The following is a 15,445-nucleotide window of genomic DNA, read 5'->3' as shown; positions in this document are numbered from 1 at the left end:
TTTATACCTCTTTAATTTCAATAAGAACAGATTCAAATGCTCTTAATTTGTAATTTAATGGTTTTTGATTATATGACGAAATTAAAATTTTTCCTTCTGGTAAATTAAAATTAATTTCTTTATTTTGCATATTTATTAATGCTACCAATTTTGATTTTTCGTTGGTTCTTGTAATAACTATAATGTCGTTTTGTAATTCAATTTTTGAGTTACCTTCTATTAGAACTTTTGCATAATCATTTTTACGTAGGTTTATTATGTTTTTGTAAAAATTAAAAATACTATTTTTATCATTTAATTGGTCTTGAACATTATCATTTAAAAACGTTGAATCGTTGTACTTAATTCAAGTTTTTCCAGTGGTATTAAAGCCTTTATTATTTGACTTATTTCATTGCATTATAGCTCTTCCTGCATCTCTGGAGTTAATATTATTGTATTTAGTAAACTCCTCTTCAGTGTATTTTTTTTCAGTATCAACTAAATCAATATAACCACTAAAAACATCACAATCTCTAAAATCATTACGTTCTTTAAATCTATTGTTTAATAAACCAATTTCTTCACCATAATAAATACAAGGAATTCCTTTTAAAGCAAATAACATTAAGGCATGAGTTTTTGCAGATTCTTCTCAAAAATAATTTACATCCCCTCATCTTGAAATACTTCTTGCAGTATCATGGTTTGATAAAAAGTTTGTAATCATTTCAGGTTTAACTTCTTTAGTTTCTTGAAAAGGTTTTTGTTGCAGAGCAAATTCTTTAAAATCTCAATTTGCATCGTATCCTTTTCTACCTGTTTCTTTGCTTCAACCTATTCATCATCAACTAAAATTAAAATAGTTATCTGAAACTTTGTCTTTTCCAGATCCATATTTAAGTAGTTCTTCTAAATTAATTCCACTTGCTTCTCCTAATGTATAAGCATCATCTTTTCCACTAAAAGCTTGTTTTGTAAAATCTTTAAGAAAATCTACACTTCCTTTACATCATGAAAAATAGATATTTTCAATATCATCAAAATCCTTGGCAACATGTTTAATTGCATCAAGTCTAAATCCTCTAACTCCTAAGTCATATCAAAAATTGATAACTTCAACCATGGCTTTTATAGTGCTAGGATCTTGTCAATTTAAATCAACTTGTTCTTTAGCAAATAAGTGAAAATAGTATTTATCAATGCTTTTTACATATTCTCAGGCTGAACCACCAAAAATACTTTGTGCTTTTTTCTCATTTTCACTTAGAGTTTTTCTTCAAATAAAATAATTATGTTCTACATTATCTACAGATTCACATGCTTTTTTAAATCAATTATGTTCATTTGAAACGTGATTTAAAACAATATCCATAATAATGTCTATTCCTCTTTTTCTTGCTTCAGTTGTTAATTCTTTAAAATCTTCAAGAGTTCCAAATTGTTTTCATACTTGTTTATAGTCTAAAACATCATAACCTGCATCAACAAAATTTGTTTCATAAATTGGACAAAGTCAAATTCCATTAATTCCTAAATCCTTTAAATAATCTAATTTTGATGTTATTCCTTTGATATCACCATTTCCATTTCCAGTTGAATCTTTAAAAGATCTTGGAAATATTTGATATAAAACTTTATCTTGTAATTTAATTGTTTTCATATTTTCCTTCTTTATGAATTATTATTGATGCGTGAGCTGGTAATTCATTTTTATTATTTATAGTATCACTTGATATGATATTTAAACTATTATTTAGTAACTTATTGTTCAATTGCATAGGTGATTTTGTAAAATTATGCATTACAACAACAAAATCGTTTTTTCCTGAAATTGTATAAAGTACACATCCGTTTTTTACTGTTATAAACTTTAATCTTTTGTTTAATTCTTCAACATTTGAGATTCTAAAAAAGTCTGAATTTTGTCTAAAAGCAAACAACTTTTTACAAAATTCATAAATATCTTTAGTTTTACTTTTATTTAAATGATCTCATTTTATTCCATTTACAAAATCACTTGTTTTATAGGTATTATGACAAAATAAATTATCATCAGCTTGATCATCAAATAATTGTTCCCCTAAAGCTTTATGGCTTTTTTTTCATTCTTCACCAGTTTTATCACATGGTTTAGATTGTAATAATTCTGTTCCTGCTAAAATCAATTGTCTTCCTTGACAAGCTATTGATGCTAAAAGCAATTGTTTATAGGTAGCTAATTTTTTATCTATACTTAAATCGCTTTTTAAATTTATTTTATCCCATAATGTGTAACCATCATGGCATGCTACATAATTTAGAACCATTCCTAAATTATCTGCAAACAAGTCATATTTGTTTTTTGCAAATTTGACATTATCAGCAAAATTATAATTTGTTAAGTTACCTACAACACTAGATATAAATTGGCTAAACCTTTTACTTTTTGTTTTTAACATTAATCCGTCATCTTTAAAAAGCATTTCAGAACCTTTTAAAGCATCGCGGTGTGTGTCGTTAAAATAAGCAAAATTTAAATTATTTGTTGTTTCACCCTTAGTGAATGAATCCTGGTAGTTTAAATTTGTAAATTTTCAAGCTTCTCCATGTAAAACAATGTTTGGTTTTATTTTTCTAAGTTCATTAGTTAACAAAATTAAAGTTTCTTTATCTATAAAGGTTGACAAATCAAATCTAAAGCCATCAATATCGTAAGTTTTAACTCAGTAAATTAGAGAATCAATAATCATTTTACGTACCATTGTTCTTTCAGATGCTAAAGGCGCTAAATTTACTGGTACTGATTTTTTTGTTGTATTATATCTATAATAATAACCATTCAAAATTTTGTCATAAATTTTATTAGTCATTGTATGGTTGTAAACAACATCTACAATTACTCCGATTTTATGCTTATGGGCCTGATCAACAAATTTTTTAAACTCTAAAATTGATGTGTAAGGATCATTAGAATTTGACGAATATGACTGGTTTATAGCAAAATAATTGTGCGGATCATACCCTCAGTTATAATTTGTTTTTCAACCACTAGCCTGACCTTTTTTTATAATTTTTACTTCATTACAGTTAACAGTGTAAACAGAGTGTAAGGGTAATAACTGTAAATGAGAAATGCTTAAATCATTTAAATGGTTAAATATCCCTTTTTCTAAGGCACAGTTAAATGTACCTAACTTACTCTTAAAATTATTTTGATTTAAAAGTGAAGTAAAATCTTTTACATGTAATTCATAAATTAATGGATCAGTTATGTTGTTAAAATTAGTTTCTAGTTTTTGAATTTGATAATTTAACTTACTAGAGTTTAAGTTAATAATTTGACCAAATCCAAGTTTTCTTATATTTCCATTTCATTCAAAATTGGCTAAAGCTTTTGCATAAGGATCTAGTGCTAAAGTTTTTGAATTATCATCATGCTTTATTTGAAATTTATATAAAAATTTTTCATATTTTTCTTCTATTTGTGTAGTCCACAAGCCGTTAAGAAAAGCCATTTTCTGGCGTAAAATTTCTTGTTGGTTCTCATTGTAAATTTTAAGTTTTACTTCTTTTGCAATAGGTTGTCAAAAATTAAACGTAATTTGTCCATTTTCAAAAAAATATCCTAATTGAGCATTAGTTTTGGCATATTTTTTATCAAAATCGACAAAAAAAATGTTTTTTTTATTTTTAAAGTTCATATAAATATTTTAAATTGTTATATTTATTTAATTAAAAATTAGATAGATTCTTGATAGACTACTACACTATCAATCTTGACCATGCAAGAAAACAAAAAGCAACCTATGTTGCTTCTTGAAAAAATTGTTAATTTAAAACATTTTTTAACACTAAAGTCATTTTGCTTGAAACATTATCTTTAACAACAACGATTTTAACTTTCATATCTTTTGAATTATTGTCAAAATCATCAAAGTCTAAGTAGTATTTAGCTCCTGCTACAACTTTTACTTTATCAGTTTCATTTTTTATGATTGCGTTTAATTGCTCAACTGTTTTTACAGAATCTTCAAGTTGATCATCATCATTAAATTTCTTAGTAACTTCAATACCTTTGGCTTGTGCTTCAGCAAAAACTTCTTCTAATACAAACTCAAAACTTACTGTTTTTTGGTTATTTGTTGCTCTTAAACCTACTTCACCAACTGCTTCAAGATCTATTTTAACTTTTGCATCAGTTTCCTTAGTTGCATTGCTTGCAGTTATTTTTGTCAATTTTAAGTATGATGGTAAATGAATTTGACTATCTTTTTCTAAAAATTTATTTAACCCAGCAAGGTCTTTTAATTCTGTTTGTAAAGTGGCTAAATCTTTAACTGTCATTTCTGCATCTTCGTCTTTTCCGATTACTTTATCTAAAAATGATAAGATATTTGATCTAACTGGAACAGCTTCATATTTTTCAACTTTAGGTAAAACTTCTTCTAATTCAAAAGTAAATACTTTAGTTACTGAGCCTTTTGATAGTGTTAAGTTTACAAAAACATCTTTTGCATCTCTAGTGTTTTGACTTAAAGAAACTCTTGTTCTAACACCTTGTGGTAATGAAATTTGTTTACTTTTAGCACCAGATTCTAAAAATGTATTTAATACTTCTAGAGAAGTTAATTCTTTTTGAAGTTCTTCAAAAGTAGCTAGAGTTCTGACAGAATCGGTATCATCACCAATTAATCTTACAAGTTTAGCAATTTCTGCATTTAATAATTCTTCATCTTGTTTCATTTGTTCTAATGAAACTGTCGATGCATTAACAAGAACGTTTTCAATTGTAAATGTTACATCTTTTGGCGCAACATTTTTGGCTTCTGCTGCTCTAAAACTTAGTGTAACATCAACACTTTTTGTATTTTTCGCATTTACTTTTGTAGCTACTGAAACTTCAATTCCATTTTTTCTTAATGCTTCAAGATCAAAAATTTTAGCAGCTGTGTTTATATAGTTATTTAATGCTTGTGGGTTTGAACCGACAACTGATGCATTAAAGTTTCCAATTTCATTTTCTTTTAATGGAGTATCACCCTCTGGTGCAGCAGGTTTATCTGGCTTACCACCTAAAACAACAACGTTACTTGCATCATTAAGCCTGGATGTTAATGTTTCAACATATTTGTCTAACTCACTCTGGCTTGTTGCGCTTGTAGTACCCGTAGAACCAGCATTGCTTGTTGAACCAGCATTAGTTGTTGAATCGGCTGAAGTTCCTGTTTTTGCAGTAGCACAAGCTACAAATGCTATAGGTGCAAGAGGAAGAAGTCCTAATGCAAAAATCAATTTCAATTTATTTTTTTTCATATTTTCCTTTATGGTATTTAATTCTTTGCCTTATATAAAAAACTACATGACTAATGTAGTTTTTATTAAAACAATTATTTTGAAAGTTTTGAAAACATTCAAACTTTTTTATGAAGCATTAAAACAATTTCATCTAGAACTGGTTGAACTCTAAAATCTATGTTTTCTAGAGTACCAATAAAGTCTAGAACTACTTTTAAGTCATGAGCAAAAGTAGTTGAAACTTCTTTAACACTTCAATGTTTAGCTTCAACTTCTGAAACTAAAGATTGTTTTAATACTTCTTGGTATGACCCTAATGCTAGCATGTCAAACATTACAAGTTTTTCAGCAACTTCGTCTGTAAATGAGCTTACTTCTTCATGTAATTTATCTAATTCTTCATGCACTTCAAAAAAGGTTTCGCCTTGAAGGTGTCAGTGAGCATTTTTAATTTTTAGACTTAAAACGCTTAAAGACGCTTGTAGTGTATACAAATAATTTAATTTGTTCATTTAATCTCCTTTATGCTCATATTATATATAAAGAATATAAAATTTTTAAAAAAATGCTTTTTTGAAATTTTTCATTGAAAATAATTATAAATTACAAAAAATATGAAAAAACACTCGTTTTTATCAACGAGCATTTTCTCATTAAGAATTTAAGAGTTCTTTTATTTCATTATTTAATTTAGTTGTTTCTAAAAATTGTTTGCTTAATATCTTATCTTTTGTTAAGTAACCATATTTTCTTATTGAGCTTATTATTAGGATAAAACATAAAAACATTAAGCCGAATGCAATAAATGAATATGCATAGGAAATTCTGTCATGAGTTTGTAAAATTTCTTGTCCAAAATCTTCAGAATAAAATGATCTTTTAATATCAACAGGTTGAACAGAAAGGAAAATAAAACCAAATAATAATGAAAATCCTATTAAATAAATGGCAGCTTTTATTTCTTTATTTGCATTATTTAAGTTTTTATAAATCTTTATTTGACCAGAAATTAATAAAATCAGACTTATTCCTAAAAGAGCAAATACAATTGAAATAAAAGCGCTAAATAAAGGAATTAAATTGTAAGAGTGTAAATTTGTAGCAATAGCTGCTTCAATTTCATGAGGACTTAATTCTTCAGCAAAATATCCTTGTGAGATTCACTCTCTTTCAAAAATAATTCTTTGCTTGTATAAAATAGCTTGCATAGAAAATAGAGTAATAATTACAACAAGTAAAATAGTTACAATTAAAACTAAAATTTTTCTTGTTCTATAGTTTAAAAAATTTGCTTTTAAGTTCATATTAGTTAATTCTATTTGTTGTTTTTTTATCAAAAATATGAATTCTTGATAAGTCAAAATCAACTTTTACTTTCTGTGATAAGTTAAATTCTAAACTATTTGAAACTGTTGCAGTAACTTCTATTTTTTCGCTAATAGCAACTGTAATTAATTGTTCTTTACCAATTAATTCAATATTCATTATTGTACCTTCAAAACCTTTTTTAGAAGTAATACTATTAATGGTAATGTCTTCAGATCTAAAGCCAATTACTAAGTCTTGATTTTCCATTATTAACTGTGATTTAGGTAAATTAGGATCAAGTTTTATCGATTTATCTAATGAAATAATTTCTTTATTTGTGTATTTAGCATCAAAAATATTCATTGTTGGAGAACCTATAAATCTTGCAACAAAAATATTTGCAGGTCTAAAATATAATTCTTTACCCGTTGCATTTTGTTGAATCATTCCATCGTTAAATACAACGATTTGATCACCCATAGTCATAGCTTCAAGTTGATCGTGTGTGACATAAATACTTGTTGTGTTTAGCATTCTATGAATATTTACAATTTCACGTCTCATGCTTTCACGTAGTTTTGCATCCAAGTTTGATAATGGTTCATCCATTAAGAAAACTAGTGGTTTTCTTGCAATAGCACGTCCTATTGCAACACGTTGTCTTTGTCCACCAGACAAATCACGTGGTTTTCTATATAAGTAATCTTCTATTTTTAAAATTTTTGCTACGTCTTTTACACGACGATCAATAACATCGCGTCTCTCTTTAGCTATTTTTAAACCAAATGAAATATTATTATAAACATTCATATGTGGATAAAGCGCATATGATTGAAAAACCATTGCTATATTTCTTTCGCTTGGTAATAGGTTATTATATCTTTTACCATTAAAAAGTAAATCACCAGAAGTTATTGAATTTAACCCTGCAATCATTCTTAAAAGTGTAGTTTTTCCACAACCTGATGGTCCTAAAAAAATACAAAATTTCCCGGGTTCAATTTTTAAATTAATATCTTTTAATGTGTACTTATCATTACCTTCATATTTTTTTGATAAATTAACAAGATTTATTTCCGCACCGGTGTTATTAGAGTTAATATTTCCTATCTCTTCTATCATTGCATCTAAGTCAATTTTTTCAAATTCGTAGTTTGCATCATCTACATTATTATTAATAATTTTTTTCTTAAGCATATTAACCTTTCACGGCCCCTTCAGATAAGCCACCTACTATATATCTTTGTAAGTACATGAATAATGCAAAAGCAGGAAGAGCAGCCAGTAAGGCTCCAGCAGCATATGCTCCAGCATTAATTTGTTTTGCTTCAGTTGATAAAAATGTATCTAAACCAACAGCAAGCGTTGTGTCTTTTAATTCAAAAATTACAAATTTAGGAAGTATAACATCTGTAAATGGAATTAAAAATGATCATAGTGCAGTCATAACCAATGTAGGTTTTATAACTGGAATTAAAATTTTGAAAAATAATCCTCAGTTGCTACATCCATCAACTTTAGCTGAATCATCTAACTCTGTTGATACAGTGTCTAAATAACTTTTTAGCATAAAGGTATTTCCAGTTATAGCTTGACCAGAGTAAATTATAACAAGCATAAAGATTGGTGAAACTCCTAGCGAACCACCCATTTGTACAACCATGTATAAACAAATAAGTGAAGAAGTCGCTGGAATCATTTGAATCATCATGATGATAGTTAGCGAGTGTTTTGAACCTGCGAATCTAAATCTAGAATAAGCATATCCATTAAGTGCAACAAATGCTGTAGAAACTATTGTTGTTAGTGCAGCAATAAATAGTGTGTTACCATATCACCTTAAAAAATAACTTTTACTTGTGATTCCAGTACCCATAAATTCAACTGGCTCACCAAATGGAATAAATAAATATCTAAAGTTATCAAATCCAAAAGTAAATGGAGTAAGTGAAACATAACGATAGTTATATACGTTAAATGACGAAACTATAAGCGAAACTATTGGAAATAAAATAATTAAAGCTCATGCAATTAAAAATACATAATTAAAGAATAATCAAACTATTTCAAAAGGAGTGGGAGGTTTTGTATCAGATTGATTTAATTTGATTCTTCTTTGTTTATAGTGATTTTGGTCAACTACACGACTTTGAAGTTTTGAATTATAAAAACTCATTAATCCCTCCTTGACATAGCTCTTATAAATCCTCTTGAAGCAACGGCTATACTTAAACCAGCAGCAATTGTGGTTAATGCAGCAGCAAAGGCTTGATCACCTTCAACTTTTATAGCTCCAGAAGCTAATTTATAAACTCACGAAATTACAATATCAGTAGTTCCTTCACCAAAAACTGTTGGTGTTTGGTATGAAGGACCACCTCCTGAAAATAGGGCAATAATTGTAAAGTTATTAAATGCCCCGACAAATTGACCAATTAACATTGGTGCTATAGCGGCTAAAAGTGATGGTATAGTTAAATACTTAAACAGTTTTCAACCTCGTGCTCCATCAATAGAACCGGCTTCATATATATCTTTTGGTATAGATTGTAAGTTACCTGTAACAAGCATGAATATTCAAGCATGCCCGATTCAAGTTTGGATAATAATTAATAAAGTTTTAATTATATTTACACTTGCTCATCAATCTATAGGTTTGGATATAAATCCTAGTTTTAATAAGATTAAATTAAATAGTGAACCTTCATCAGATTGGAATCCACTTTTTAAAAAAAGTATTGTAACAAAGGCCGGAATAGCTCAAGGCACAATATAAATTAATCTAAATATTTTTTTACCTTTTATACGATGATTATTTACTAAAATAGCTACAGCAAATCCAACTATAATTGGTAAAGTAGCACTAGCAAATGTTCAAATTATTGTTCAAACAAGAACTCTTTGAATTGATAGAGCAAGGTTTAATTCTCTAAAAATTCATCATTTTCCTCATTGTTCAAGTCCAACTCAGTCAACGGTTCTTCCTGGTGCTTCGTGCATGAATCCATAGTTAGTAAATGAAATTAAGACAGATGTTACAACAGGTGCAATAACAATAAAAATCATTAACATTCAGCCAGGAATAGAAATTAATCAAGGAAATCCTGAAGTATTTAATCATCTTTTTGTATGACTTCATTTACTTGGTCTACATCCTCTTTCTAAATTTCTAGCTACACGATTAGCACTAATCGCTGAGGTTGTAAAGTAGATTATGACTAGCACAAAGAGGATTACGGAAATAACTCCTCCAAATAAATAGTATCTAGCATCAGTAAATATTCCTAGTGAACTATTAAATTTACCTTTCCCTAAATCACTAAATCCTGGGATACCACCCATTTTTTCTCAATATGCACCAAATGCAAACGGAATAATTGCTGCATAGGCAAAGATTGTAAAGGCTAACATTAAAAAGCCTTTTGTATATTGTTTGAAGAATAAAATTTCGCTTAATCCTGGTAATAAGAAACCTAAAACAACCGCTAGTCATCTAACATTTTTGTTCATTTCAATTGGATGAGTTTTTAGAGATTCTGATATTTTAGATTCAGCTATTTTATTAACAACTTTTTTAGCACTACTTTTTCTAAAAAAGACAGTTTTTAAAATTTCTTTATTCTTTTTAATTTCACTATTTAGTTTTTCAGAATAAATAGCTTCTTTTTTTTCTATCTTAAGCTCATTAAGTTTATTTTGATAAGCTTGTTTAGTTATTTCAGAGTTTCTTAATTTATCTTTTAGTTCTTTTTTTCCACTAAAAAATACTGTGTTAACCTCTTTTTTCTTATTTTCAAAAAGCAATTTTTCTTCAGCATAACGATTGTTTTTTTCTAAGTTTATTAATTCTAAAATTGCTTCGGCTTTTTCTTTATTGAACAAATTGACAGTATTTTTTAGCTCAAATGACTTTTCAAGAAGAGCTTCATATTTATCATTATTAAATTTAGCTTCATATGTATATTTTTTTTGTACACCTGATAAATCAAAAGATTTTTTTGCTGTAAATAAAGATTTAGCAATTTTTATATAAGAAATCTTATTTTCAAAACTATAAAAAACTTTTTTAACTTTATTTAACGCTTTTTGGTCAAAAATGTTTTTTGTTAGTAAGGTTTTTTCAATTTCTTTGCAATTTTGATGTATTTCTTCAAATAAGTTATTTAAATCAATTAAAAAGTTTTTTGAATTAATTAAATTATTTCTTTTTTTGGCTATATCTAAGGTAAATGTGTCATTTTTATAATTACTTATAGAATTTAAAAACAAGAAATAATCAAGAGTTAAATCTAATTTGGCAAATTTAAATAAGTGCGAATTAACTTTTTTATAATATTTATTAATAGCTGCTTCTTTAGATTTAGCACTAGATATTATTTGCTCTATTTTTTGATTGTTCAATTTTTCTTTATTTAAAATAATTTCTTTTTGAGAATCTATTTTTTCAAGCATAAGTTTTTTTGTTTCTTTAGCTTGTTCTAAATTTTGCTGATATTTTTGATTGTACTCAAATTCTAATTCAAGAATTTTTTTGTCAAATTCTAGTTTAATATTACTTTGCTGTCTTGCAAATAATTCTTTTTGTTTTTTGATTGTTAAAGAATATTTTTTCTCTAAATCTTTTTTCTTTTCAACAAATAATTGTCTTTTACTTTCTAGTGAAGAATAAAATTCCTTAAGTTTATTTGATAAATTGGGTTGACTTTTTATAAACTCATTTTCAAAAGAACTTAATTTTGAGCTTAACTTTGCTAAGTCAAAGTCTAGATCACTATATGAATTTATATAATTTTTAACGATATTATAAATAGCAAATTTTTCTAAAATAAGAACTTCTTCTTTTTTAGATTTTTCTAAAGCATTTTTTAGAGAGTTTGTTTTAAACTCTAAAGAATCTCCAGTGTTTTTTAAGGACTTTTCAAAATCCTTTATATAAGCATATAATTCCTTTCTTTGAGTTTTAATTTTGTTGATTTCAAAACTAATTAAAGAATTGATAGAGTTAGAAAAATTAAGTTGTTTTATAGATTCTTCTAAAACTTTGATTCGATTTTTGTAAGCTACTTTGTTACTAGAAAGTTCACGTTTTTTAGTGTCCTCTAATTTTGTTCTTGCTCTTAAAAATAAATCTTTTTCAACATTTTTACGTGTTTTAATTGCGTCAATTCGTCTATCAAAAGTATTCTGGGCTTGCCTTTTGAATGATTTTATTGACTTTGACTGTTCAGGCAGAATTGTTTCAAATTCTGTATCATACCAGTTATATAATTTAAGATTTTCCATTTTTTTGTTTTTGCTTATGTATTTTTATTTGTTCATAATATTGAATTTTTCTTTTTATGTGAAGACGAATTGTACTATAAACAAGGTGAATAGCTACTAATGCAGAAAAGATACTTATAAAAGTTCCTAAAATAATTAGTAATGTTGATGAGTGTGAAAACTCGGTGGCGTGAGGAACAAAAGCTAATAATATAAAAACTATTGTTCAAATAATTAAGAAAGCATATCCTACTTTAATTCTATGTCTTGCAAAAGTAAGATAGACAACAAACGCTATTATTACAAGTGAATTTGATATATATGAAAGTACTTTTGAAACATAGTAATTGTTAATAAATGATTTTTCTAAGGCTTCTATTTCATCCTTATTACCCTCGTATGTAGGCAAATTAGGATGAAAATAAATCGAAGAAAATAATCAAAATAATAATAGTAGGCTAATTAAACAACAACAAACAAGCATAAAATAGTATGTTTGTTTGTTGATATTAATTTTTATTTTATTAAACAATTATTTGGTAAATAAAACTATATTTCCTGATGAAGTACTGTTAATTGCTTCTATTTTTTGTTTGTATAAATTATGTAATTGTTCTTCAACTGCGTCTGTAAATTGTTGAAGTGTAACATTATCTGCTTTTAATGCAGGTGTTTCAATTAAGAATGGTTTTGAACCAAATGTTTGATCATTTCAAACACCTCATGCAACTGAACCAAATTGAGGATTAGATCCATCAACACGAGTTCCAGTTTTAAGGATTCCTAGTCCACCTTCAGCGATTGTTTTAGTTGAAGTAACAACATTAAGAACTTTGTCAACAGCTAACGATTTTTCGTATTCAGCAATAGCTTCTGAAACTTGTTGTAGTGATAAGTTTGTTTTTGTTTTATCTGCTTTTACAAATTTAGCATTTTTAACATAATCATTTACAAATCCAATTAATAATCCTCTGTTAGCATTGAAATTGAAGTATAAATCAACAGCTTTTTTAATAACTTCTTCAGTTACTGAAGTTTTTGCTAATCAACCACTTACTTGTTTAGCTTTTGTTAAAGCTTCAGCTTTTAATTCTGCAAGTTTGTTTTCTTTTAAAGCTGCAACAACTTTATTATCAAATTCATCTTTATCTGATTGTGAATCACCATCAACTCCAAAAATGAATTTTTCAATTTTTCTAACATGTAGTGAATTTTCAGTTTGTTTAGCGCTGTTCAAGAATTTATTTTTATCATCTTTAGCTTCTGCATCGAATTTTAATCCTTCTTTTAGAATATCGAATCCAACTTGTCAAGGTTCATTGTTACCTTTTAATTTATCTAAATCAACTCCTAAAATACCAGCTACAGCATTTCTTAAACCTGTTGTTTTTCCAAAGTTTTTATTATATTCAGTTACTTTAGAAGCTTCTATTTCTTTAAATTTTGTAGCATCTAAATTAACAGCTGCTTCTTCATTCTTAGAATCTAAAGGATTTTTAGGATCTTTTTCAACTGATCAACCATTTGCACTATAAGCTTTTAATTCATCAAATGATTTTGCTTGTTTTTCATATTCTTTATATAAGTCTTCTAAACTTGAAATTCCAGCTTCTTTCATTATTGCATCTAATTTTTGTTTTGGTAATGTAGCTTCTGCACCTTGTAATTTTTTAACTTCAGATTGACTGTTTAAGTAGAATGGTACTTTTGAGTCAGTTTTAAAGTATTGGTAGTATGATTCTTTAGAAAAAATTAATTTTAAAATTTCCTTTAATGCCTTTACTCTAGTAGGATGTGCACCATTATTACGTGCATTTATTAAATATGATCATGATCCAGCAGCTTGAACATATTGATTACCTTTTGAGGTTTCACCAATATTAACAAATGATTTGGCATCAGCAGATTTTAAAGCATTTTGAATATCTCAAGTTCCAACAATAGCATAATTGAATTTTCTTTGTTTCATTAATGCTCAAATTTCAGCTTGAACTGCTCCCATATCATTACTTAACATTTTTTGTAGGCTACCTTTTTCAATACCTTTTTTTCCTCATACAGTTGTTTTATATGCTTCATCACTTGTATTATATGCAGCTTGTCAAATTGGGAAGTAAATTTTAGCAGCTTCAGCAATTCCTTTTTTGAATGCTTCATGGTTTGCATTAGTTTTTAAAAAACCAGATGTAATTTTTCCTTTTTCTGAGTATAAAATTTTTGTAATTAATTCATTGCTCATTTTTGAAGGATTTGATCCCATAATTCCAGCGTTTAAAACACCATTTCCATATCAAAAGTCTTGTAATCTAATAAATGCTTCACCACTTTTTACTAAATCCTCAAGTGTATTAGTTTTATCGTTTGCCATATCTGCTTTAACACCAGCTAATTCTTTGGTTGATGCTAAAACAATAGCTTCTTGATTGTGTCTAATTCCAAATAGTTTTCTTACTGGACTAAATGTTTTGTCACCTTCATTTGCTCCCACAACAGTTCCAAAGGTTCTAGCTTGAGTTTTTTCGTCAGAGCTAGCACCTGTTACTGCTAAAACATCATCAAATAAAGATTTATCAAATGTATCTAAATCTGAAACTACATTTCTTTGTGCTAAATCTGTAATTCTATCTTGTGGTGCATAAAATAAATCAGGTACAACGTTTCTGTCTGTATGACCAACAAATGTGTCTAATGCACCAAATACATCTTTTTTAATCAATCTAATTCTGTATCCTAGTTTGTATGATTCGCTTTTTGCAAATTCTGCAACTACATGATCGTACATACCTTGTTGTGGACCATCAACTGCTAATAAAATTTCTTTATTTTTATCTATTTGTCCAGATTGTGAGCCTGTTCCAGTGTTTGAACCATTATCGCTTCCACCATTTGTACTTGAACCACAAGAAATTACTGCTAAAGCTGATAATAATGAAGCTGAAGCTAATCCTGTTATAACTAATTTTTTTGTTTTGTTCATAAGAACCTCCATAAGATTATTTTTATTCAAAAGCTATTTCATTTTTCATATATGCAACAATTGCAAAAGGAATTGAAATAACTCATAAACCAACTATGCCTAATAAACAAGCACTTATCCCAACTCACTTCAATGTTTCAGTTTTATCTAGAATGTACAAAATATGAACAAAAACCATAATTTGTATTAATCACGAGATAACAACTACACTAATTAGGAGTCTTGAAAAAGGCTTATTTAGAAAATCTAAAACAAATTCACCATTTACTTTTTCTTTATTTAAAAATAAGTGTAATGCAAACGCTAACATTATTAAGCAAATAATAAAGTTAGAAAAGTTTAAATATAAATACTCAACAACTTTAGGTAGTGATTTTCTTTCTAGTGGTCGCTTACCTAAAATAACGTATCTTAATCTTGTTTTGAAATCTAATTTGTTAAATTTCTTCATGTTGGTCTTTCTTGATTTAATAATCTTTTATATTTTATTTTTTTATTTATTAGTTTAAAAAGTTTTTGAATTATACATGTTTTTCATCTTGATAACAATTCTTGACCATACAAGATAGTGATTTTATTTTACTTTTTTCTTTTTTAACTATGTTATAGGCAAATAAAGTTAGTCATTTTTCATAAAATTAA

The 15,445-nt window shown here is 27.3% G+C and carries 11 protein-coding genes; all 11 read right to left on the bottom strand.

Translation table 4 applies throughout. The features are described from left to right. Position 1: 1 nt before the first annotated feature. Entirely contained in the window at positions 2 to 1,642 is a 1,641-nt protein-coding gene (locus MALL_RS03345; RefSeq protein ID WP_005683717.1) for an alpha-amylase family glycosyl hydrolase, read from the bottom strand. Further along, a complete protein-coding gene (locus MALL_RS03340) occupies positions 1,629 to 3,662 on the bottom strand; it encodes an alpha-amylase family glycosyl hydrolase (protein ID WP_005683921.1) in 2,034 nt (677 codons plus the stop codon). The genes MALL_RS03345 and MALL_RS03340 overlap by 14 nt, the downstream gene beginning before the upstream one ends. Before the next feature lie 127 nt (positions 3,663 to 3,789). After that, positions 3,790 to 5,274, bottom strand: a complete 1,485-nt coding sequence (locus tag MALL_RS03335) for a hypothetical protein (protein ID WP_005683954.1) — start codon at positions 5,272 to 5,274, stop codon at positions 3,790 to 3,792. Positions 5,275 to 5,348: 74 nt separating this feature from the next. After that, a complete protein-coding gene (locus MALL_RS03330; protein WP_005683723.1) occupies positions 5,349 to 5,768 on the bottom strand; it encodes a Dps family protein in 420 nt (139 codons plus the stop codon). Positions 5,769 to 5,909: 141 nt separating this feature from the next. Beyond that, positions 5,910 to 6,560, bottom strand: a complete 651-nt coding sequence (locus tag MALL_RS03325; protein WP_156785638.1) for a hypothetical protein — start codon at positions 6,558 to 6,560, stop codon at positions 5,910 to 5,912. Position 6,561: 1 nt separating this feature from the next. Beyond that, positions 6,562 to 7,761, bottom strand: coding sequence for an ABC transporter ATP-binding protein (locus MALL_RS03320; RefSeq protein ID WP_005683867.1), 1,200 nt, complete (start codon positions 7,759 to 7,761; stop codon positions 6,562 to 6,564). A gap of 1 nt (position 7,762) precedes the next feature. Continuing rightward, complete coding sequence (locus tag MALL_RS03315) at positions 7,763 to 8,740, bottom strand: ABC transporter permease subunit (RefSeq protein WP_005683877.1); 978 nt, start codon at positions 8,738 to 8,740, stop codon at positions 7,763 to 7,765. Beyond that, entirely contained in the window at positions 8,740 to 11,847 is a 3,108-nt protein-coding gene (locus MALL_RS03310; protein ID WP_005683731.1) for an ABC transporter permease subunit, read from the bottom strand. The genes MALL_RS03315 and MALL_RS03310 overlap by 1 nt, the downstream gene beginning before the upstream one ends. After that, complete coding sequence (locus MALL_RS03305) at positions 11,834 to 12,235, bottom strand: hypothetical protein (protein WP_005683738.1); 402 nt, start codon at positions 12,233 to 12,235, stop codon at positions 11,834 to 11,836. Before MALL_RS03305 ends, MALL_RS03310 begins: the two co-directional genes overlap by 14 nt. A gap of 123 nt (positions 12,236 to 12,358) precedes the next feature. Then, on the bottom strand, positions 12,359 to 14,803 hold the full coding sequence (locus MALL_RS03300) for a hypothetical protein (protein ID WP_005683936.1): 2,445 nt from the start codon (positions 14,801 to 14,803) through the stop codon (positions 12,359 to 12,361). A 22-nt stretch (positions 14,804 to 14,825) separates the two neighbouring features. Further along, the gene (locus MALL_RS03295) at positions 14,826 to 15,254 is read right to left on the bottom strand and encodes a hypothetical protein (RefSeq protein ID WP_040545617.1); all 429 of its coding nucleotides are present in this window, start codon (positions 15,252 to 15,254) and stop codon (positions 14,826 to 14,828) included. Between the last annotated feature and the right edge of the window lie 191 nt (positions 15,255 to 15,445).

It is taken from the genome of Mycoplasmopsis alligatoris A21JP2 (assembly GCF_000178375.1).
Classification (GTDB): Bacteria; Bacillota_I; Bacilli_A; order Mycoplasmatales; family Metamycoplasmataceae; genus Mycoplasmopsis; species Mycoplasmopsis alligatoris.
Note: the sequence above shows the minus strand (reverse complement) of the source record. Positions and strands in the feature narration are given on the sequence as shown.